The organism is Kitasatospora sp. NPDC089509 (genome assembly GCF_044749365.1).
Taxonomy (GTDB): Bacteria; Actinomycetota; Actinomycetes; order Streptomycetales; family Streptomycetaceae; genus Kitasatospora.
This window is the reverse complement of the sequence record NZ_JBIVHS010000013.1, coordinates 211,084-230,444: the sequence shown is the minus strand read 5'-3', so window position 1 is coordinate 230,444 and position 19,361 is coordinate 211,084. Positions and strand designations below refer to the sequence as shown.

The 19,361-nt window shown below is 73.6% G+C and carries 20 protein-coding genes; 13 read left to right on the top strand and 7 right to left on the bottom strand.

Annotated features, from left to right (window positions below; translation table 11 throughout):
* The first annotated feature begins 141 nt into the window (after positions 1-141).
* From ACIP4P_RS26195 to ACIP4P_RS26175, 5 genes are all read left to right on the top strand, one after another.
* On the top strand, positions 142-627 hold the full coding sequence (locus ACIP4P_RS26195; RefSeq protein WP_400922318.1) for an SRPBCC family protein: 486 nt from the start codon (positions 142-144) through the stop codon (positions 625-627).
* 80 nt (positions 628-707) lie between these two features.
* Positions 708-1,385, top strand: a complete 678-nt coding sequence (locus ACIP4P_RS26190; protein ID WP_350518690.1) for a hypothetical protein — start codon at positions 708-710, stop codon at positions 1,383-1,385.
* Between the two features lie 93 nt (positions 1,386-1,478).
* Complete coding sequence (locus tag ACIP4P_RS26185; protein ID WP_350518691.1) at positions 1,479-2,273, top strand: thioredoxin domain-containing protein; 795 nt, start codon at positions 1,479-1,481, stop codon at positions 2,271-2,273.
* Positions 2,270-2,887 carry a vitamin K epoxide reductase family protein gene (locus tag ACIP4P_RS26180; RefSeq protein ID WP_400922315.1) on the top strand — a complete coding sequence of 206 codons (618 nt, stop codon included), beginning with the start codon at positions 2,270-2,272 and terminating at the stop codon, positions 2,885-2,887. Before ACIP4P_RS26185 ends, ACIP4P_RS26180 begins: the two co-directional genes overlap by 4 nt.
* Before the next feature lie 66 nt (positions 2,888-2,953).
* Positions 2,954-3,535 (top strand): dihydrofolate reductase family protein, encoded by a 582-nt coding sequence (locus tag ACIP4P_RS26175; protein WP_400922313.1) that lies wholly within the window; start codon positions 2,954-2,956, stop codon positions 3,533-3,535.
* 5 nt (positions 3,536-3,540) lie between these two features.
* Here ACIP4P_RS26175 and ACIP4P_RS26170 read toward each other — a convergent pair whose 3' ends face one another.
* From ACIP4P_RS26170 to ACIP4P_RS26160, 3 genes are read right to left on the bottom strand one after another with little or no spacing between them, the layout of a single operon-like run.
* Positions 3,541-4,539 (bottom strand): adenosine deaminase, encoded by a 999-nt coding sequence (locus tag ACIP4P_RS26170; protein ID WP_400922311.1) that lies wholly within the window; start codon positions 4,537-4,539, stop codon positions 3,541-3,543.
* A 47-nt stretch (positions 4,540-4,586) separates the two neighbouring features.
* Entirely contained in the window at positions 4,587-5,882 is a 1,296-nt protein-coding gene (locus tag ACIP4P_RS26165; protein ID WP_400922309.1) for an MFS transporter, read from the bottom strand.
* Positions 5,879-6,472 carry an ArsR/SmtB family transcription factor gene (locus ACIP4P_RS26160; RefSeq protein WP_400922307.1) on the bottom strand — a complete coding sequence of 198 codons (594 nt, stop codon included), beginning with the start codon at positions 6,470-6,472 and terminating at the stop codon, positions 5,879-5,881. Before ACIP4P_RS26160 ends, ACIP4P_RS26165 begins: the two co-directional genes overlap by 4 nt.
* Before the next feature lie 140 nt (positions 6,473-6,612).
* Here ACIP4P_RS26160 and ACIP4P_RS26155 point away from each other — a divergent pair, with 140 nt between their 5' ends.
* Both ACIP4P_RS26155 and ACIP4P_RS26150 read left to right on the top strand, forming a co-directional pair.
* On the top strand, positions 6,613-6,894 hold the full coding sequence (locus tag ACIP4P_RS26155) for a DUF6158 family protein (RefSeq protein ID WP_400922305.1): 282 nt from the start codon (positions 6,613-6,615) through the stop codon (positions 6,892-6,894).
* A gap of 141 nt (positions 6,895-7,035) precedes the next feature.
* The gene (locus tag ACIP4P_RS26150; protein ID WP_400922303.1) at positions 7,036-8,424 is read left to right on the top strand and encodes an NADP-dependent succinic semialdehyde dehydrogenase; all 1,389 of its coding nucleotides are present in this window, start codon (positions 7,036-7,038) and stop codon (positions 8,422-8,424) included.
* 24 nt (positions 8,425-8,448) lie between these two features.
* Here the strand turns inward: ACIP4P_RS26150 and ACIP4P_RS26145 are convergent, their stop codons facing one another.
* A complete protein-coding gene (locus ACIP4P_RS26145; RefSeq protein WP_350518699.1) occupies positions 8,449-8,733 on the bottom strand; it encodes a hypothetical protein in 285 nt (94 codons plus the stop codon).
* Between the two features lie 47 nt (positions 8,734-8,780).
* A complete protein-coding gene (locus ACIP4P_RS26140) occupies positions 8,781-9,764 on the bottom strand; it encodes a Ku protein (RefSeq protein ID WP_400922301.1) in 984 nt (327 codons plus the stop codon).
* Between the two features lie 330 nt (positions 9,765-10,094).
* On the opposite strand from ACIP4P_RS26140, the gene ACIP4P_RS26135 reads away from it, so the two are divergent.
* The 4 genes from ACIP4P_RS26135 (at position 10,095) to ACIP4P_RS26120 (ending at position 17,122) form a co-directional block, all read left to right on the top strand.
* Positions 10,095-11,540, top strand: coding sequence for an amino acid permease (locus ACIP4P_RS26135; protein ID WP_400922299.1), 1,446 nt, complete (start codon positions 10,095-10,097; stop codon positions 11,538-11,540).
* 681 nt (positions 11,541-12,221) lie between these two features.
* Entirely contained in the window at positions 12,222-12,875 is a 654-nt protein-coding gene (locus ACIP4P_RS26130) for a transglycosylase SLT domain-containing protein (protein WP_400922297.1), read from the top strand.
* A gap of 244 nt (positions 12,876-13,119) precedes the next feature.
* Positions 13,120-14,124: a glycosyltransferase family 2 protein gene (locus ACIP4P_RS26125; protein ID WP_400922295.1), complete on the top strand. Its 1,005-nt coding sequence runs from the start codon at positions 13,120-13,122 to the stop codon at positions 14,122-14,124.
* 91 nt (positions 14,125-14,215) lie between these two features.
* On the top strand, positions 14,216-17,122 hold the full coding sequence (locus ACIP4P_RS26120) for an FAD-binding and (Fe-S)-binding domain-containing protein (RefSeq protein ID WP_400922293.1): 2,907 nt from the start codon (positions 14,216-14,218) through the stop codon (positions 17,120-17,122).
* On the opposite strand, the gene ACIP4P_RS26115 is transcribed toward ACIP4P_RS26120, so the two are convergent.
* The gene (locus tag ACIP4P_RS26115) at positions 17,119-17,625 is read right to left on the bottom strand and encodes a hypothetical protein (protein ID WP_400922291.1); all 507 of its coding nucleotides are present in this window, start codon (positions 17,623-17,625) and stop codon (positions 17,119-17,121) included. The genes ACIP4P_RS26120 and ACIP4P_RS26115 overlap by 4 nt on opposite strands.
* Before the next feature lie 42 nt (positions 17,626-17,667).
* Complete coding sequence (locus ACIP4P_RS26110) at positions 17,668-18,180, bottom strand: DUF1453 domain-containing protein (protein WP_400922289.1); 513 nt, start codon at positions 18,178-18,180, stop codon at positions 17,668-17,670.
* Positions 18,181-18,267: 87 nt separating this feature from the next.
* Between ACIP4P_RS26110 and ACIP4P_RS26105 the strand changes: the two genes are divergently transcribed.
* Together ACIP4P_RS26105 and ACIP4P_RS26100 are read left to right on the top strand one after the other, a co-directional pair.
* Positions 18,268-18,888 carry a TetR/AcrR family transcriptional regulator gene (locus tag ACIP4P_RS26105; protein WP_400922287.1) on the top strand — a complete coding sequence of 207 codons (621 nt, stop codon included), beginning with the start codon at positions 18,268-18,270 and terminating at the stop codon, positions 18,886-18,888.
* Between the two features lie 32 nt (positions 18,889-18,920).
* Entirely contained in the window at positions 18,921-19,331 is a 411-nt protein-coding gene (locus ACIP4P_RS26100; protein WP_400922285.1) for a PaaI family thioesterase, read from the top strand.
* The last annotated feature ends 30 nt before the right edge of the window (positions 19,332-19,361 follow it).

The window sequence follows — 19,361 nt, the reverse complement described above, 5'->3', positions numbered from 1 at the left end:
CCAAAAACCCCCCACCCCCCGCACCACCCACCCCCGGAACCGCCCCCGGCCACCCACCCTCCCGAAAGCCCCCCGAAAAACCAGAACCCCGCTTTGCCCCCCACCCCCCACAAGCGCAGGCTGGACCCGGAGGAGGCCCTCATGACCACCCTCGAAGAACAGATCGACATCGCCGCCCCCGTCCTCGCCACCTGGCAGCAACTGCACCGGGTCCACGAGTACCCCCGGTTCGTCGACGGCGTCCGCACCGCCCACCCCCACGGCCGCAACCACGCCCACCTCGCCCTGAAGGTCGGCGGCACCGAGCGCTCCGTGGACACCGAGATCACCGACCACGGCCGGGGCCGGGTGATGGCCTGGCGCACCCTGGACTCCGTCCACCTGAGCGGCGCCTTCGCCCTGCTCCCCCTCGACCCCCGGCACACCCGCCTCCAGATCCGCCTGGAGTACGACCCGGAGGCGGTCCACCGCGAGTTCGGCGGCCCCCGCGGCTTCGCCCAGGCCGGCACGATCGAGCGGGCCGTCCGCAGCGACCTGGAACACTTCCGCGACCTGCTGGAGGCCCGCGTGACCGCCGCCGACCACCACCTCGACCACCACCCCGCCCCCGCTCCCCCACCCCCGTAAGATCCGCATAAGCCCAGCTCAGCACGGGTGGTGAGGCTGTTCACAGCCCGCCACCACCGAGACCGTTCCACATTCAACCTGTGGCAGACTCGGATGCCATGGACATCGGCCCGGTCACCAGGACGCTCCGCGCGGCGGTCTTCGCCGCGCTGGTCGTGCTGCTCGCCGGGCTCGGCCAGGTGCTGGTCACCGGCCGTACGCTGCCGGTCGGCACGATGGCCCTGGCCTCCGCCGCCGTCTTCGCGCTCGCCCTCGCCCTGGCCGGCCGCGAACGCGGCTACCCCGCGATCGCCGCGGCCTTCGTGCCGCTGCAGCTGGGCGTCAGCGCCCTGTTCGACCTGGCCCAGCGCTCCTGTCCGTCCCTGCCGCCCGATGCCGCGCACGGCCTCCGGCCGCTGCTCTGCGGCGGCGGCTCGCTCGGCGGCTTCCTCCTGGGCCACGGCGTGTCCGAGCAGACCGGCGTCCTGCTCCTGGTCGTGCTGCACACAGCGATCGCCCTGGCCGGGGCCTTCTGGCTGCGCCGTACCGACGCCGCCCTGGCAGGCCTCTCCGCGGCGCTCCGGATGCTGGGCGAGTTCCTGCACCGGCACCTCCCGGCGGCCGCCCGCTGGCTGCGGCTGCTGGCCGCGCCCGTCCCGGCCCGTCCGGTGCTCCGGGTGCCGTTCCCCCGGGCCAGTCGCGTGCTGGTCCCCGTCGAGGACGTCGTGGTCCGCCCGGCCGTCCGCCGTGGTCCACCGGTGTTCGTCCCGGCCGTCTGAGCGCTTTCCCTCGACGGTCCTCCTCTCCACAACGCGGGCCGGATCCCGGTCGCGTCGCGCACCCGTACGCCCGAGAGCACAGGACGACACCCCATGAGCAACACCCGCAAGACCAGCCAGAAGACCAACGCCACCGAGCGCATGCGCGCCGCCCGCGCCGAGGCCGAGCGTTCCGACCGGATCCGCCGCCGGGTGGTGGTCGGCGGCGCCTCCGTCGCCGTGCTCGCCCTCGCGGCGGGTGTGGCCTTCGCCGTCGGCGGCTCCTCCGGCTCCTCCTCGACCGCCGGCGCGAGCGGCCCGCTGGTCGTCCCCGCCAACGCGGGCGGCAGCAACGGCACCGTGATCACCTACGGCAAGGCCGACGCCCCGCACACCCTGGAGGTCTACGAGGACTTCCGCTGCCCGTTCTGCGAGCAGCTGGAGACCACCACCGGCAAGGCCGTCCAGCAGCTGGCCGACGACGGCACGTACAAGATCGAGTACCACCTGGCCACGTTCCTGGACAACAACCTGGGCGGCAAGGGCTCCCGCACCGCGCTGGCCGCCGCCGGGGCAGCGCTGAACGAGGGCGTGGACAAGTTCAAGGCCTTCCACGACGTCCTCTACGCCAACCAGCCCGACGAGCGCAGCGACGCCTTCGGCGACGTCAACCACATCCTGGACCTGGCCGGCCAGGTGCCCGGGCTGAAGACGGACGCCTTCGTCAAGGCCGTCCAGGACGGCACCTACGCGCCGTGGGCGGCCAAGGTGAACGACGAGTTCAACAAGAGCGACGTCACCGGCACCCCGACCGTCAAGCTCGACGGCAAGAAGCTGGACGTGCTCACCAACGGCAAGGCCGTCTCGCCCGAGCAGTTCACCGCCATGGTCAAGCAGGTGACCGGGTGACGACACCCCTGGCCTCCCCGCGGACCTTCGGCGCGAGCCGTCCGTTCGCCTGGCTGCTGCTGGTCGGCGGCGCGGTCGGCCTGTTCGCCTCGTCGGTCCTCACCCTGGACAAGATCCGCCTGCTGAAGGACCCGTCCTACGTCCCCAGCTGCAACATCAACCCGATCATCAGCTGCGGTTCGATCATGCGCAGCGAGCAGGCGGAGGCCTTCGGCTTCCCCAATTCGCTGATCGGCCTGGCCGCCTTCGGGGTGGTGGTCGCGATCGGCGCCGGGCTGCTCGCCGGGGCGTCGTACCGGCGCTGGTTCTGGCTCGGGCTGCAGGCCGGGACGGTCTTCGGGATCGGCTTCGTGACCTGGCTGATGTACCAGGCGCTGTACCGGATCGGCGCGCTCTGCCCGTACTGCATGGTGGTGTGGGCCGCGATGGTCCCGCTGTTCTGGTACACCACCCTGCACAACCTGCGCTCCGGCGTCATCCCGGTCGGCCCGCGGGCGCGCACGGTCGTGCGGGAGGCGGCGCGCTACCACTGGGTGGTTCCGGTGCTCTGGTACGCGGTGATCGCGCTGCTGGTGCTCAACCGGTTCTGGTACTACTGGAGCACCCTGCTCTGACCCCCGTCCGCCGCCCCCGGCCGACCAACGGCCGGGGGTGGCCGGCTCTCCCCCGGCGAGGCCGCCATGCGACGCAAGATCGTCCTCATCGCCAACATCTCCCTGGACGGCTATTTCGAGGGCCCGGACCACGACCTCGGCTGGAGCCGGGTCGACGACGAGCTGCTCACCCACTTCAACCGCGAACTCGCCCGGATGGGTGGTTTCGTCTCCGGCCGGCGCACCCACGAGCTGATGGCCGCGTTCTGGCCCACCGCCGACCAGGATCCGGGCGCCGACGACGCGGTGCGGGAGTTCTCGGCCCTCTGGCGGGGGATGCCGAAGACGGTCTTCTCCCGCACCCTCGACCGCGCCGACTGGAACACCTCCGTCGTCCGCGAGGTCACCCCGGAGACGGTCGCCGCCCTGACCGCCGGCCCCGGCGGCGACCTCTCGCTCAGCGGGGGCGAGCTGGCCGGGTCCTTCCTGGCCCAGGACCTGGTCGACGGGTTCCGGATCTACGTCCACCCCGTCGTCCTGGGCGGCGGCACCCTGCTGTTCCGCCCCACCGGGCACCCCGTCCCGCTCGACCTGCTGGACACCCACCGCTTCACCAGCGGCGTGACCCTGCTGCACTACGCCCGCAGCGGCCCGTCCCGGCTGGGCTGAGGACCTCAGCCCTCGATCGGCGGGAAGGTGAACTCCGCTACCTCGGCGAGGAGTTCGGCCCGGCGCCGGTCGTCGATGAAGGAGGCCCGGAAGGAGTTGGCGGCGAGCCGGCGCAGGGTCTCCTGGTCGAGGGCCAGGGCCTGCCGGACGGCGCGGAAGTTGTCCTCGACGTAGCCGCCGAAGTAGGCCGGGTCGTCGGAGTTGACGGTGACCAGCAGGCCGGCGTCGAGCATCTCGCGCAGCGGGTGGTCGGCGAGGGTGTCGATGCAGCGCAGCCGGACGTTGGAGAGCGGGCAGAGGGTGAGCGGGACCTGCTCACGGACCAGTCGGGCGACGAGTTCGCCGTCCTCCAGGCAGCGCAGGCCGTGGTCGATCCGCTCGACGCCGAGCACGTCCAGCGCCTCGGTGATGTACGAGGCCGGGCCCTCCTCGCCCGCGTGGGCGACGCGCCGCAGTCCGGCCTCGGCGGCCCGGCGGTAGACCTCGCGGAACTTGGCCGGCGGGTTGCCCACCTCGGCCGAGTCCAGGCCGATGCCCGCGATCCGGTCGAAGTACGGGCGGGCGGCCTCGAAGGTCTCCAGCGCGGACTCGGCGGACTCGTCGCGCAGGAAGCACATGATCAGCTGGGTGCTGATGCCGTACCGCTGCTCGCTGCGGGACAGCGCCCGGGTCAGCCCGTCCACCACCGTGCCGAGCGGGACCCCGCGTGCGGTGTGCGCCTGCGGGTCGAAGAAGATCTCCGCGTGCCGCACGCCCTGCTCGGCGGCCCGGGCCAGGTAGGCGTCGGCGAGGTCGGCGAAGTCCTGCTCGGTGCGCAGCACGGCCATCAGCGCGTAGTAGAGGTCCAGGAAGGACTGCAGGTCGCTGAAGGAGTAGGCCTTCCGCAGTTCCTCGGTGTCGGCGTACGGCAGCGCGACGGAGTTGCGGGCGGCGAGGGCGAAGGCGAGCTCGGGTTCGAGGGTGCCTTCGATGTGCAGGTGGAGTTCGGCCTTGGGAAGCGGCATGTGCGATCTGTCCGAGCTGTCGGGGAATGAGGCTGAAGGTACGGAATTCATCCTACGATCGCCCCGATCTGCGGGGGTGTCGTGGGCAGCTCCCGCAGGGTGCGCAGCGGGGAGAACAGCGGCAGCGTCCCGGTCATCACCAGCAGCCCGGTCATCACCCACATGGTCGCCCGCAGCCCGATCGCCTCGCCCAGCTCGCCGCCGGCCAGGGCGCCGAGCGGGATGGTGGCGTGGACGACGAACATCGACCCGGCCGACACCCGGGTGAGCAGCTCCGGCGGGGTGTAGGACTGCCGGAAGCTGCCGAGCACCACGTTGCAGAGCACCACCGCCGCGACCACGCCGACCGCGCCGACGACGTACAGCGCCGTGCCGAACCCCGGCCCGGCCAGCGGCATCAGCAGCCCGAGCGGTACGGCGGTGAGCAGCACGATCCGCACCGCGCGGGCCGTGCCCAGCCGGCGGCACAGCGGACGGGCCGCCAGCGCGCCGAGCACGCCGCCGACCGCGGCGGCGGAGGCGAGGGCGCCGACCCAGCCGGGGGCGATCCCGGCCGCCCGGACCAGGAACAGCACCAGGATCGCCTGGTACCCCATCAGTGCGAAGTTCGCGGCCGCGCCGAAGCCCAGGAAGGCCCGTAGGTAGGGGTCGCGCAGCAGGAAGGACAGCCCCTCCCGGACCTCCCGGAGCAAGCCGGTCCGGGCCGGGGCCACCGGCCCGGGGCGGGCGCGGATCCGCAGCAGGGTGCCGGCGGCGATCAGGAAGCTCACCGCGTCGATGAGCAACCCGGTTGCCGCGCCCAGTAGTTGGACGGTCAACCCGGCCAGTCCGCGGCCGGCGACCTCGGCCGCCGAGCCGCTGCCCTCCAGTTTGGCGTTGCCCTCGATCAGGTCCTCCGGCGCCACCAGTTCGGGCAGGTAGGCCTGTTCGGCGGCGCCGAAGAACACCGCCGATACCCCGCTGAGGAAGGCCACGGCCAGCAGCTGCGCCAGTGTCAGGACGCCGAACCAACCCGCCAGCGGCACGCTCGCGAACAGCGCGGCGGAGCCGAGGTTGCAGCCGATCATCACCGCCCGCCGGGGCGCCCGGCCGACCCACACCCCGGCGGGCAGGCCGAACAGCAGCCAGGGAAGCCAGACCGCGCCGGTCAGCAGTCCGGTGGCGAGCGGCCCGGCGTCCAGGGTGAGCACCGCGACCAGCGGCAGCGCGACGGTGGTGACGCTGCTGCCCAGGCGGCTGACGGTCTGGCCGGCCCAGAGCAGTCGGAAGTCGTGCTGGGCGAACAGCCCCCGGCGCGACCGGAGTCGGGGATTCTCGGGGGCCGGGGCGAGGGCGGCGGTCACGGCCTGGCCGGGACGCTGTGGGCGAAGGCCAGGACGGTCTCGCGCTCGTGCCCGTCCTCGGGCACCGGCCGGTGCGCCCACTTCTGGATCACCGCGTGCAGGTCGGCGGCCAGCTCCCGGGCCTCCTCGGGGGTGAGCCGCAGCCAGCTCTGGGTGGCCACCGAGCAGCCGTCCCGCCAGTCGGCCGGGTAGCCGCCGCGCCGTACGGACCACTCGCGGACCAGCTCCACCTGGCGTTCCAGCAGGATCGATCCGGCCGCCTCGGCGACCGCCTCGGTGACCGGGTCGCCGTCGAAGTCGGCCCTGGTCCAGCTGAGTTCGCGGTCGGCCAGCCGCCACCACCGCTCGCGCCGGTCCCGGGCGAGCTCGGGCGCCTCCTCGATCAGTCCGCTCTCGGCGAGCACCTTGAGGTGGTGGCTGACGTTGCCGACCGCCTGCTCGGTGCGTTCGGCCAGCTTTCCGACGGTGGCCGGGCCGTCGACCTTGAGCAGGTCGATCAGTCGGCGGCGCAGCGGGTGGGTGAGGGCGGCGAGCACCCGGGAGTCCTGGATCTCCCGGGCGCCGCGCGGTTGCCCGATGGTGTCGTCCATGCCCCGGAGGATATCCACAAGAGCTCTTGTACGACACTCCTTTTACAACTTCTCTTGTCTGTCCCCCGAAGCGCGAACGGGTGCGCCGGCGCCGGGCACCGGACACTGTAGGAGGGGGCTTCGGCCGAGGAGGTACCGAGATGCGGCACGCCAACGACCCGCACATCCGGCCTGCGGGCGTCTCCGCGCACGCCCTGGGCAACGACACCCTGCTGCACGAGCTGGAACAGCTGCACCGCACCCGCCACGAGACCTTCCTGTACGGCTCGGAGGAGGCGCTGAACCGGCACACGCTGCGCACCGGCGAGTTGGAGGCCGAGTACCTGCACCGCTTCCCCGGCCGCCAGGTCACCGCGGCGCGGACCAGGGCCGGCGCCCGGGCCCGGGAGGCGGCCGCCCGGGTGGAGTCGCTGCCGGAGTGACGCCCGCCGGCCCGGCGACACCGTGCCGCGCCCGGCCCGGAGGGGACACGCCGGGGGTCGCGGTGGCGCGCCCGGGGGCGGGCCGTCGGGGAGGGTGTGAGGGCAGACGCACCGGACCCTGACACCCTCTGGGAGCCCCGCATGCCCATCGCCAGCGTCAACCCCGCGACCGGCGAGATCGTCCAGACCTTCGAAGCGCTCGACGCGGCCGGGATCGAGCGGCGGCTGGCCCGCGCCGAGGCCGCCTTCCACGGCTACCGCAGCACCCCCTTCGCCGCCCGCGCCGAGCTGATGCACCGCGCGGCCGACCTGCTGGACCGGGAGCAGGAGGCGGTCGCCCGCACGATGACCGAGGAGATGGGCAAGCCGCTCGCCGCCGCCCGGGCCGAGGCCGCCAAGTGCGCCAAGGCGATGCGCTGGTACGCCGACCACGCCGAGGCGCTGCTGGCCGACGAGCACCCCGACCCGGCCGACGTGGCCGACAGCGGGGCCGCCCGCGCGTACGTCCGCTACCGTCCGCTCGGGCCGGTGCTCGCCGTGATGCCGTGGAACTTCCCGTTCTGGCAGGTGATCCGGTTCGCCGCGCCGGCCCTGATGGCGGGCAACGTCGGCCTGCTCAAGCACGCCTCCAACGTGCCGCGCACCGCGCTCGCCATCGAGGAGCTGTTCCGGCGGGCCGGCTTCCCGGAGGGCTGCTTCCAGACCCTGCTGATCGGTTCGGGCGCGGTCGAGGGGGTGGTCCGGGACCGCCGGGTGGTCGCCGTCACCCTGACCGGCAGCGAGCCGGCCGGGCGGGCGGTCGCCGCCACCGCCGCGGACGAGGTGAAGAAGGCGGTGCTGGAACTGGGCGGCAGCGACCCGTTCGTGGTGCTGCCGAGCGCCGACCTGGCGGCCGCGGTGGCCACCGCGGTCCGGGCCCGGGTGCAGAACAACGGCCAGTCCTGCATCGCCGCCAAGCGCTTCATCGTGCACACCGACGTCTACGACCGCTTCACCGCCGACTTCACCGAGGCGATGCGCGGACTGCGGATCGGCGACCCGATGGACGAGGCCACCGACGTCGGCCCGCTGGCCAGCCGACAGGGCCGGGACGACCTGGAGGAGCTGGTCGAGGACGCCCGCTCGCACGGCGCCCGGGTGGAGTGCGGCGGCAACCGCCCGATGGGCTGGGACACCGGCTACTTCTACGAGCCGACCGTGCTGACCGGGATCACCCCGGCGATGCGGATCCACCAGGAGGAGACCTTCGGCCCGGTCGCCACCGTCTACCGGGTCGCCGACCTGGACGAGGCGGTGGCACTGGCCAACGACACCCCGTTCGGGCTCAGTTCCAACGTCTGGACGACCGTCCCGGACGAGCAGGAGCGCTTCGTCCGGGACGTCCAGGCCGGCGGGGTGTTCTTCAACGGCATGACCGCCTCCCACCCGGCGCTGCCCTTCGGCGGCGTCAAGCGCTCGGGCTTCGGACGGGAGCTGTCCGGGCACGGCATCCGGGAGTTCTGCAACGTGACCACGGTGTGGATCGGCTGAGCCCGCCGAGGGCCCGACCCGCCGTCAGGAGGCCGTCATCCGGTGCCTGCCCCCGCCGGGCGTCGCCCAGCGGGCGACCATGCCGGCCAGCGCGATGAAGGTCAGCAGCCAGAAGAAGGCCATCAGCCCGATCATCGGGGCCCACTCCGTCTGGACCTCGACCATGAGCAGGCCGATCGAGAGCGCGACCATGAAGGTCACCACGGTGGGGCTGAGGCTGAGCAGCCAGTGCCAGGCCCGGTAGCCCAGGCCCGGGTTCTTCGGGGCGTCGGGGCCGCTGTCGAGCTCCTTGTAGGTGAGCAGGTCCATCGGGATCTCCTGCGTTCGTCGGGGGAGGGACTCCCCGGCCCGCGCGGTCAGGAGGCCTTGCGCGGGGTCGGGGACTTGCGGGTGGTGGTCTTCTTCGCCGGGGCGGCCTTTCCGGCCGCCCCGGCGGCGGCGGTCCGCTTCGTCGCGGCGGCGGCGGTCCGCTTCGTCGCGGCGGCGGTGGTCCGCTTCGTCGCGGCGCGCTTGCGGGGCGCGGGCTGCTCCTCCGGCTCCGGGGCCGCCGCGGCCGTCGCCCGCCCGCCCTTGGCCCGTTTGAGGCTGCTGCGCAGCGCCTCCATCAGGTCGATCACGTTGTCCGGCGCCCCGCCGGGCTCCTCCTCGTGCGGGAGCTCGACCCCCTCCAGCCGGGCGGTGATCACCTGCTGCAACGCCTGCTGGTAGTCGTCGTGCAGCTGGGAGAGGTCGAAGTCCTCGGAGAGGGTGTCCATCAGCGAGCGCGCCATCTTGAGCTCCTGCGGCCGCACCGCGACGTCCTCCTCGGGCGCGATCCCGGCCGCCGGGCGGACCTCGTCGGGCCAGATGCAGGTCTGCAGCACCAGCGTCCCATCGTGCACCCGCAGCACGGCGGGCGACTCCCGGGTGCGCAGCGCGATCTTGGTGACCGCGATCTGCCCGGACTCCACCAGCGCGTCGCGCAGCAGGGCGTACGGCTTGGCGGCCGCCTTGTCGGCGACGCCCACGTAGTAGGCCTTGGAGAACATCAGCGGGTCGATCTCGCCGGCGTCCACGAAGGCCAGCACGTCGATGACCTTCTTGCTGGGCAGCGGCAGGTCGGCCAGGTCCTCGTCGCTGAGGGTGACCGTCCGGCCGTCGGGGGACTCGTAGCCCTTGGCGATCTCGGCGTACGGGACCTCCTTCTCCTCCTGCTCGCAGTACCGCTTCATCCGCACCCGGCCGCCGTCCTTGGCGTGCACCTGGTGCAGCGGGACGTCGTGCTCCTGGGTCGCGGAGTAGAGGTGGACGGGGATGCTGACCAGACCGAAGCTGATCGTCCCCTTCCAGGTGGTCTGCATGGTTCCCACTGTGCGCGCGTTCGCCCGGATCGGCCACAGCGCTCGGAGCCGGGTGCGGGCCGGCCCTCGGATCCGGGTGCGGGATCCGGCCCCCGTGGCGCCTGGCGGGTTCCCGCCATGGTGACGATGGGTCAGATTTGAGCCTTTTTCGCCACCATTTCACCCACTCTGACCTGGCCTTTCGTGTCCGGTGAGCGAACAGTTACCGAGGGGCTGTTCCGCTACCCGGGCGGAGAAGTTAGGTTGCACCGCAATGCGCGGGTCTGTCCCCCACCCTCCGGCGCGACGAGCCGGGGGTCATGCCGCGCTGGAAAGCAGAGGACACCCTCCATGAGTGCGGACACCACCAAGCAGGCGGCGGACACCACCCGAATCCCCCACCAGCTCGGCCCGGTCGGTCACGGTGGCGACGGCCACCTGAAGGCCGGGCTCAAGAACCGCCACCTGTCGATGATCGCCATCGGCGGGGTGATCGGGGCCGGCCTGTTCGTCGGCTCCGGCGCGGGCATCGCGACCACCGGCCCCGGCATCCTGCTCTCCTACGCCCTGGCCGGCGTGCTGGTGGTGCTGGTGATGCGGATGCTCGGCGAGATGGCCGCGGCCGACCCGCAGAGCGGCTCCTTCTCGGCGTACGCGGACCGCGCGCTGGGCCGCTGGGCCGGGTTCACCATCGGCTGGCTCTACTGGTTCTTCTGGGTCGTGGTGCTCGCGGTCGAGGCGACCGCCGGGGCCAAGATCCTCAACAACTGGGTGCCGGGCGTGCCCCAGTGGGGCTGGGCACTGATCGTGATGGGGGTGCTGACCGCCACCAACCTGTTCTCGGTCGCCTCCTACGGCGAGTTCGAGTTCTGGTTCGCCGGGATCAAGGTGGTGGCCATCGCCGCCTTCCTGGTGATCGGCGTCCTCGCCGCCTTCGGCCTGCTGCCCGGCACCCACGCGGTCGGCGCCACCAACCTGACCGGCCACGGCGGCTTCCTGCCGAACGGCGTGGGCGCGGTGTTCACCGGCATGCTCACGGTGGTCTTCGCCTTCATGGGCAGCGAGATCGTCACCCTGGCGGCCGGCGAGTCGGAGGACCCGGAGAAGGCGGTCAGCAAGGCCACCAACAGCGTGATCTGGCGGATCGGGATCTTCTACCTGGGCTCGATCCTGCTGGTGGTGACCCTGCTGCCGTGGGACTCCGCCGACGTCAAGGCCAACCCGTACGTGGCGGTGCTGAACCACGTGGGCATCCCGCACGCCGGCCAGGTGATGGACGTGATCGTGCTGACGGCGGTGCTCTCCTGCCTCAACTCCGGGATGTACACCGCCTCCCGGATGGCCTTCTCGCTGGGCCAGCGCGGGGACGCGCCGAAGGCCTTCGCGACCGTGACCAGCCGCGGCGTGCCCCGGGTGGCGATCCTGTCCTCGGTGGTGTTCGGCTTCGTCGCCGTCTTCTTCAACTACACCTCGCCGAACACCGTGTTCTCCTTCCTGCTGAACTCCTCCGGCGCGGTGGCGCTCTTCGTCTGGCTGGTCATCTGCGCCACCCAGCTGCGGATGCGCAAGATCATCGAGCGCGAGATGCCCGAGCGGCACACCGTCCGGATGTGGCTGTACCCCTATCTCACCTGGGTGGCCATCGGCATGATCGGCTTCGTCGTGGTGTACATGTTCACCGACGCCGACGGACGCAAGCAGATGTACCTGTCGCTGGTCGCCGCGGCGATCGTGCTCGGCGCCGCGGCCGTGGTGGGCCGACGTCGGCGGCGGGCGGCGGCGGTGGCGGGCTCCTGACCCGTCCACGTCGCACCGGTACGCCGGGCCCGGGAGCCGTTGCGGAGGCTCCCGGGCCCGGTGCCGTTCACGGCCGCCGCCGGGCCGAGCGCCGGGGGCGCACCGCCCGGACCGCCCGGCCGCCGTCGGGTGGTCGTCGGGTCGCCACTGATCCGTCACACTGCGTCGACATCGGCGCCGCACGCGTGTGAGCCCGCCCACAGCGGGTTCACCGTCTACTGCCCTGGATAGTTGTCAGGGTCGGCACACCCGCCCCGCGGCGCCGTCCACCGCCGCCCGGCCGCCCGGTCCGGCCTCGGTCCCGGCCTGAAGATCGCAGGCCACCGAGCCTCCCGGCCTCACCTTCCGCCGGTGCCGCCCGTCCGTGACCCGTGGATGACAAAACGGACAAATACTCTCAAAGCATCCGTTCGGCCGGGCTCCGGCCTCCGCGCAGCCACTACCCGCCGTAGTAGCTGGCGCCTTTGCCAGCCGTCTCCGGCCCTGCCAAGAATGGCCCGTCGCCAGGCAGCGCCGGCCGGCCCCGTCCGCCGTGCGCAGCCCGCCCGCCCCAGCCCTTTCCGGCCGGGGCGCCACTGCCGTCCCGGACGGCCGCGCGGGCCCCGCTCACCCGGAGCCCGTGCGATGCGCCGCGCCCGGCACCCCCGGCACGGCCCCCGACGGAAGAGGATCGACCGCTCCATGCAGCTCAGCCATGCCCGCCGCAACTCCCTGATCACCGGCGTCGCCACCCTCGTGGTCGCGTCCGCCGCCACCGCCGCGCTCGCCATCCCGCAGGCCGGGAGCACCGCCGAGGTCGCCGCCCCGGTGGCCGCCGTCACGGTGGACGGCAAGCCGGTGGCCGACCAGGCCCAGGCCGACACCGCTGCCGCTGCCTCCGCCGCCGACGAGCAGGCCGCCCGGGACGCGCAGGACGCCCAGGCGAAGGCCGAGGCGGACGCCGCCGCCCAGGCGCAGGCCCAGGCCGCCGCCCAGGCCGAGGCCAAGGCCCAGGCCGACGCCGCCGCCTCCCGCTCCCAGCAGCGCCAGGCCCTCCCCGCCGCCCCCACCGGCACCCCGCAGCAGATCGCCGCGCAGATCGTCCCGGCCGGCCAACTGCAGTGCTTCAGCAACATCGTGGCCCGCGAGAGCAGCTGGAACCCGCTCGCCGTCAACGCGTCCTCCGGCGCCTACGGCCTGGTCCAGGCGCTGCCCGGCTCCAAGATGGCCTCGGCCGGCTCGGACTGGAAGACCAACCCGGCCACCCAGATCAAGTGGGGCCTGGACTACATGAACTCCCGCTACGGCAGCCCCTGCGGCGCCTGGGCGTTCTGGCAGTCCCACCACTGGTACTGAGTCGACCCGAGCCGAGCCGACCTCCCCGGCTCGCTCCGTGCACGCCCCGCACGCACCCCGTACGCCGCCGGGCCCGTGACGCACTGCGCGTCGCGGGCCCGGCGGCGTCGTCGGTCGTCGTGTGCACGCCCAGCAGGCGGAGTGAAGATATGGCGCACGCTCGTACTATTTGCTGCCAATTGCTCGGAATTACGTACCGTCAGCGCTTTGCCACGGTTCGCGCGCCCTTTTACGCTCCGGCGTCATGCCCTCACCCCTGATCAGCGTCGTGCTCACCGCCTACGACCAGCACGGACAGCTCGCCACCTGCCTGGACTCGCTGCTCGCCCAGTCCCTGGCGGACGTCGAGGTGATCGTGGTCGCCGACCGCTCCCCCGAGAGCGCCGGCGAGCTCGCCGACGCGTACGCCGCACGGCACCCGCGGGTGTCGGTGCTGCACCTCAACGCGGCCGTCGGGGTCGGGGTGAGCCGGAACGCGGGTGCGGCGCGGGCCTCCGGCGAGCACCTGCTGTTCCTCGACGCCGACCACCTGCTCCCCCGCGACGCCCTCCAGGCGCTCGCCGACCGGCTGCGGCAGACCGGCCCGGTGGACGTCCTGCTGTTCGGCCACTCCCGCCGCCACAACGACCGGGACTGGCCGGGCGGCGCCGAGGGCCTGCTCGCCGAAGCCGGGCCCGAACCGTTCGCCCCCTTCGACCGGCCCGAGCTGTTCGGCGCCCCGCCCCTGGTCTGGGACCGGCTGATCCGCCGCGGCCACTGGGAGGAGCTCGGCCTGGCCTTCCCCGACGGCCGCTACGAGGAGGTCCCGGTCGTGCACGCGGCCCTGCTCGGCGCCCGCAAGGCCGCCGTGCTGCCGCGCGAGTGCGTCCAGCTGCGGCGCCGGGAGACCGTCCACCCCTCCGGCGGCCCGGGCAGCAGCGTCTTCGACCTCTTCGACCAGTACGAGCGCAGCTTCGCCCTGCTGGAGGACCAGCCCCACCTGTACGCGGTCCGCGACGCCCTGTTCGTCCGGATGATCCGGCACTACCTGTTCGTCTTCGACCTGGCCGGCTGCGTCACCCGCGCCGAACGCCCCCAGTTCTTCCACCGCGCCGCCGAGCACCACCGCCGCTTCCTGCCGCCCGGCCACCGCAAGCCCGGCGGCCGCGAGGGCATCAAGTTCGCCCTGCTGGCCGGCGGCGCCTACCCCGCCTTCGAGGTCGCCAAGCTCTCCCACATCGCCCGCGGCACCCTCACCGGCCGGAAGTAGCCCCCAGCCGGGTGAGCCCGGCGTCGCGCCCGGTTCCCGGACCGGGGCCCGGCTGCGATCATCGGCGGAGTCCACTGCCTGGGAGGCCCTGGTGAGTCGTCCGTCCGCCGCGCCCGGGGCCGAACTGGCCCGTGAACTGGCCGCCGTACTGCGCGGGGAGGTCCGCTTCGGCGCCGCCGAGCGCACGGTCTACGCCCACGACGCCTCCAACTACCGGCAGTTGCCGCTCGGGGTGGTCAAGCCCGCCGACCCGGACGACGTGCGCACCGCGCTGGCGCTGTGCCGCGAGTACCGGGTGCCGGTGGTGGCGCGCGGAGCCGGGACGAGCATCGGCGGGCAGGCGATCGGCCCGGGCGCGGTGGTGCTGGACTTCCGCCGCCACCTCGGCGCGGTGCTCGCGGTCGACCCGGAGGCCCGCACCGCGCGGGTCCAGCCCGGCACCGTACTGGACGACCTCCAGCGCGCCGCCGAACCGTACGGGCTGCGCTTCGGCCCCGACCCGTCCACCCACAGCCGCTGCACCCTGGGCGGCATGATCGGCAACGACTCCTGCGGCTCCCACTCGCTCGCCTGGGGCCGCACCGCCGACAACGTCGAGCAGTTGGAGCTGCTGCTCGCCGACGGCACCGAACTGACCGTCGGCGGACGGCTCGACCCGGACGGCCGCGCGGCGCTCCGCGCGCTGCCCGGCCGGGTCGGCCAACTGCACCGGGAACTCCAGGAGTTCACCGACCGCAACCTGGCCGTCATCCGGCAGGGCCTGCCCCGGCTGCCCCGCCGCACCTCCGGCTACCCGCTGGACGCGCTGCTGCCCGAGCACGGCCACGACCTGGCCCGGGCGCTGACCGGCACCGAGGGCAGCTGCGCGCTGCTGCTCGGCGCCACCGTCCGGCTGGTCGAGGACCCGCCGGCCCGCGCCCTGGTGGTGGCCGGCTACCCCGACGAGGGCGCCGCCGCCGACGCCGTCCCGGCGCTGCTGCCGTACCGCCCGCTGACCGCCGAGGGCATGGCCGCCGACCTGATCGCCGCCCTGCTCGCCGCCGGCCCTCGCCCGCCCGCGCTGGACCGGCTGCCCGCGGGCGAGTGCTGGCTGTTCCTGGAGACCGGCGGCGCCACCGCGCTGGAGGCCTACCAGGCCGCCCGCGAACTCGCCGACGCGGTGCGCCGCGAGCCCTCCGCCACCGTCGCCCTGGTCACCGACCCGGTGGAGCAGCGCCAGCTGTGGGCCGTCCGGGAGGCCGGCGCCGGGATCGTCACCCGGCTGCCGGGAGGCGGCGAGGCCTGGCCCGGCTGGGAGGACTCCGCCGTCCCGCCCGAACGGCTCGGCGACTACCTGCGGGACCTGCGCGCCCTGCTGCGCCGGCAGGGCCTGCGCGGCGTCCCGTACGGACACTTCGGCGACGGCTGCGTGCACCTGCGGATCGACTTCCCGCTGGCCGAACCCCAAGGAGTGCTGGTCTTCCGGGAGTTCATGGAACAGGCGGCCGATCTGGTGGTCTCGTACGGCGGTTCGCTCTCCGGCGAGCACGGCGACGGACAGGCCCGCGGCGAGCTGCTGCCCCGCATGTACCCGCCCGAAGTGATCGCCCTGTTCGGCGAGTTCAAGCGGATCTGGGACCCGGGGAACCTGCTCAACCCGGGCGCGCTGGTGGACCCGCGCCCGCTCGACGCCGACCTGCGCTTCGTCACCTCCCCGCGCCGCGAGCTGCCGCTGGCCCTGCCGTACGAGCAGGACGGCGGCAGCCTGACCCGGGCGGTGCACCGCTGCGTGGGCGTCGCCAAGTGCGTCGACCCGACCACCGGGGTGATGTGCCCCAGCTACATGGCCACCGGCGAGGAACGGCACTCCACCCGGGGCCGGGCCCGGCTGCTCGCCGAGATGCTGCGCGGCGAGGCGCTCCCGGACGGCTGGCGCTCGGCGGAGGTGCGGGAGGCGCTGGACCTCTGCCTGAGCTGCAAGGGCTGCGCGAGCGACTGCCCGGTGCACGTCGACATGGCGACCTACAAGACCGAGTTCCTGCACCAGCACTACCGGCACCGGCCGCGCCCGCTCGCCCACTACTCGATGGGCTGGCTGCCGCTGTGGCTGCGGGCGGTGGAACGCGCGCCGGGCGCGGCCAACACGCTGCTCCGCTCCCCGGCCGGCCCGCTGCTCAAACGGCTCGGCGGGATCGACCGGCGGCGGGTGCTGCCGGTCTTCCCGCCGGAGACCTTCACCCGCTGGTACCGGCGGCACCGCCCGGACGGCGGCGCCCCGAACCGCCCCACCCCGGCGGGCGCCCGGCCGGTGCTGCTGTGGCCGGACACCTTCTCCAACCACCTCCAGCCGGACGTGCTGCGCTCGGCCGTCGAGGTGCTGGAGCACCTGGGCTTCGACGTCCGACTGCCGCAGGGGCCGGTCTGCTGCGGCCTCACCTGGTACTCCACCGGCCAACTCGGCACCGCCCGCCGGGTGTTGCGGCGCAGCCTGGCCGCGCTGACGGCCGCCGGGCTCCCGGCCGACACCCCCGTGATCGGCCTGGACCCCAGCTGCACCGCCACCCTGCGCGAGGACCTGCCCCGGCTGCTCGGCCCGGACGGCCGCCCGCTCGCCGACCGGACCCGCACCTTCGCCGAGTTCATCGACGAGTACGCCCCGGACGCCCCGCTCCCCCGGATCCGGCTGGACGCCGTCACCCAGACCCACTGCCACCAGCACGCGGTGCTCGGCAGCGCCGCGGACCGCCGGGTCGAGGCCCGACTGGGCCTGGAGAACCGGGTGCTGGACTCCGGCTGCTGCGGTCTGGCCGGCAACTTCGGCTTCGAGCAGGGCCACTTCGAGGTGTCCGAGGCGATCGCCGAACGGGTGCTGCTGCCCGAGGTCCGGGCCGCCGGCCCGGACACCGTGGTGCTGGCGGACGGCTTCAGCTGCCGCACCCAGATCGCCCAACTCGCCGACGGCCGACGGGCTTTGCACCTGGCGGAGCTGATCGCCCGGGAGCTGCGGGACAGGGCTTAGGCGTGCCCCGCGAGGAAGGCCCCGGCGTGCGCCGCGGCCTCCTCCCGGGTCGGGTGACCGCCGGCCGCCTCCCCGGTGCTGCCGTCGGCGCCGACGGCCGTCCAGCGCCAGCCGTCGGCCGCCTCGTCCCGGACCAACTCGGCGCTGCCGCCGAACAGTTCGAGCGAACCGGGCCGGGCCGCCGGGCGACCGACGGCCTCCGGCCACTTCTTCCGGGCGCCCTGTCGGGTGATGCCCCAGGCGGCGCCCAGCTGTTCGTAGCTGGCGCCGTAGGAGCCGGCGGTGGCGGCCGCGACGGCGGTGAGCCGCCGGACCTCGGCGTCCAGCAGCTTCCAGGCGGACAGTACGGAGAGCGCGACCTCGGCCGGCTCACCGTGCCACATCCGCTCCTCGGGCAGCCCGGTCGCCCGGGACCGAACGGCGACGGCGAGCGGGTCGAGTGCGCCGAGGAGGGCCTCGGCCAGTCGGGCCCGTTCCTCGGGGGTGATCTCCACAACGGTCATGCCGACAACCATAGTTACCGAGATTGGCTTCGACAACCAAAGTTACCGCCCGAATCGATCCGGGCCCGAAGCCGGGGTCGAATCCCGCCGCTCCGGCGCGAACGGGGTGCCGGAGGCCAGCGCGCGGTAGCCCACCACCAGCGCCTCCCCCAGGAAGCCCACCCCGATCGACAGCTGCACCGGGCGGGCGTCCGCCGCCAGGCCGCTGTGCTCGGCGATCACGGCGAAGCCCGCCATCGCGGCCAGCGAGACCGCGGCCACCAGGAAGGTCCGACCGGTGTAGCGCTGCCACAGCACCCCGCCGTGCTCGTAGACCCGGATGGTGGCACCGCGCAGGGCCCCGAAGGCGGTGCCGAGCGCGGCGCCCGCGCCTACCCAGACGTAGTCCCCCACCCCGAGGCCGTGCCGCTGCGAGAGCGCCCACAGGCCGAGGCCGGTGAGCACCACCGGCGGCGCGAAGAGGTCCCGCGCGTTGAGCGGTTCACCGCGCAGCCGCCGGACCACCACCACGACCACGACGGCGGCGATCAGCGCCATGTGCACCCAGTCGTTCATCCCTGCCCCACTCCCCGATTTTTATAGCTCAGCCGTGCCAAATAAGCGGCCGGGGTCAATTTAGCCCGCCCGTGCTATAACGGCAACATGCCGAAGATCGTCGACCCCGTCGAACGCCGCCAGGCCGTCGCCGACGCCGTGCTGCGCGTCGCCGCCCGGGAGGGCCTGGAGCACGCCTCGCTGCGCAACGTCGCCGACGAGGCCGGACTCGCCGTCGGCTCGGTGCGGCACTACATCACCGGCAGCTCGGAGCTGATGATCTTCGCGATGCAGGAGCTGGCCCGCCGGATCGACGTCCGGATCCACTCCCACGCCCGGGTCCTGCTCGACCCGGACGCCGCGCCCGACACCGACCGGCGCGACCGCACCGTCCGGCTGCTCGCCGAGACCCTCCCGCTGGACGCCGAGCGCCGGGAGGAGTCCGCGCTCTGGCTCTCCTTCGTCACCGCCGCCCGCACCCGGCCCGAACTACGCCCCCGGGCCGCCGAGTTGCAGGCCGGCCTGGACGAACTGGTCCGCCGCGTGCTGGTCGAGCTGGAGCGCACCGGCGCCCTCACCCCCGGCCTGGACCACGAGCTGGAGACCCGCCGGCTCTCCGCCCTGCTGGACGGCCTCACCCTGCAGGCCGTCCAGCACCCCGACCTGGTCGGACCGGACGAGCTGCACGCGGTGCTCCGCCGCCACCTCGACACCCTCGCCAAGGCCTGACAGCCCACCAACACTCCCGCCACAATGGGACGATGACCCTCACCCCCGCCGAGGCGGACAAGATCCTGGCCGAGAACTTCGCCCCCTGGGTGCTGGAGCTCGGCCTGACCACCACCGAGACCGGCGACCGCCACGCCGTGCTGCGGCTACCCTGGTCGGACCGGCTCGCCCGCGAGGGCGGCACGCTGTCCGGCCAGGCCATGATGGCCGCCGCCGACACCGCCTGCGTGATCGCCGTGTCGGCGGCCCGCGGCAGCCTCGGGCCGATGGCCACCGTCCAGCAGTCCACGTCTTTCCAGCGCGCGGTGACCGGGCAGGACGTCCTGGTCCACGCCCGGGTTACCAAGCTCGGCCGCCGGATCGCCTTCCTCGACGTCACCCTCACCGCCGAGGGCGCCGAGGAACTCGCCGCCCAGGCCACCTCCGTCTACGCCCTCGGCTGACACCCTCCGGCCCCGACCGGCCCGGGCCGG

Coding starts and splice junctions, on each gene's coding strand:
- ACIP4P_RS26155 (WP_400922305.1), top strand. CDS start 6,613: ATGCGGCACGCCAACGACCCGCACATCCGGCCTGCGGGCGTCTCCGCG.
- ACIP4P_RS26160 (WP_400922307.1), bottom strand. CDS start 6,472: ATGGACGACACCATCGGGCAACCGCGCGGCGCCCGGGAGATCCAGGAC.
- ACIP4P_RS26195 (WP_400922318.1), top strand. CDS start 142: ATGACCACCCTCGAAGAACAGATCGACATCGCCGCCCCCGTCCTCGCC.
- ACIP4P_RS26125 (WP_400922295.1), top strand. CDS start 13,120: ATGCCCTCACCCCTGATCAGCGTCGTGCTCACCGCCTACGACCAGCAC.
- ACIP4P_RS26105 (WP_400922287.1), top strand. CDS start 18,268: ATGCCGAAGATCGTCGACCCCGTCGAACGCCGCCAGGCCGTCGCCGAC.
- ACIP4P_RS26175 (WP_400922313.1), top strand. CDS start 2,954: ATGCGACGCAAGATCGTCCTCATCGCCAACATCTCCCTGGACGGCTAT.
- ACIP4P_RS26115 (WP_400922291.1), bottom strand. CDS start 17,625: ATGACCGTTGTGGAGATCACCCCCGAGGAACGGGCCCGACTGGCCGAG.
- ACIP4P_RS26140 (WP_400922301.1), bottom strand. CDS start 9,764: ATGCAGACCACCTGGAAGGGGACGATCAGCTTCGGTCTGGTCAGCATC.
- ACIP4P_RS26100 (WP_400922285.1), top strand. CDS start 18,921: ATGACCCTCACCCCCGCCGAGGCGGACAAGATCCTGGCCGAGAACTTC.
- ACIP4P_RS26130 (WP_400922297.1), top strand. CDS start 12,222: ATGCAGCTCAGCCATGCCCGCCGCAACTCCCTGATCACCGGCGTCGCC.
- ACIP4P_RS26150 (WP_400922303.1), top strand. CDS start 7,036: ATGCCCATCGCCAGCGTCAACCCCGCGACCGGCGAGATCGTCCAGACC.
- ACIP4P_RS26145 (WP_350518699.1), bottom strand. CDS start 8,733: ATGGACCTGCTCACCTACAAGGAGCTCGACAGCGGCCCCGACGCCCCG.
- ACIP4P_RS26135 (WP_400922299.1), top strand. CDS start 10,095: ATGAGTGCGGACACCACCAAGCAGGCGGCGGACACCACCCGAATCCCC.
- ACIP4P_RS26170 (WP_400922311.1), bottom strand. CDS start 4,539: ATGCCGCTTCCCAAGGCCGAACTCCACCTGCACATCGAAGGCACCCTC.
- ACIP4P_RS26185 (WP_350518691.1), top strand. CDS start 1,479: ATGAGCAACACCCGCAAGACCAGCCAGAAGACCAACGCCACCGAGCGC.
- ACIP4P_RS26110 (WP_400922289.1), bottom strand. CDS start 18,180: ATGAACGACTGGGTGCACATGGCGCTGATCGCCGCCGTCGTGGTCGTG.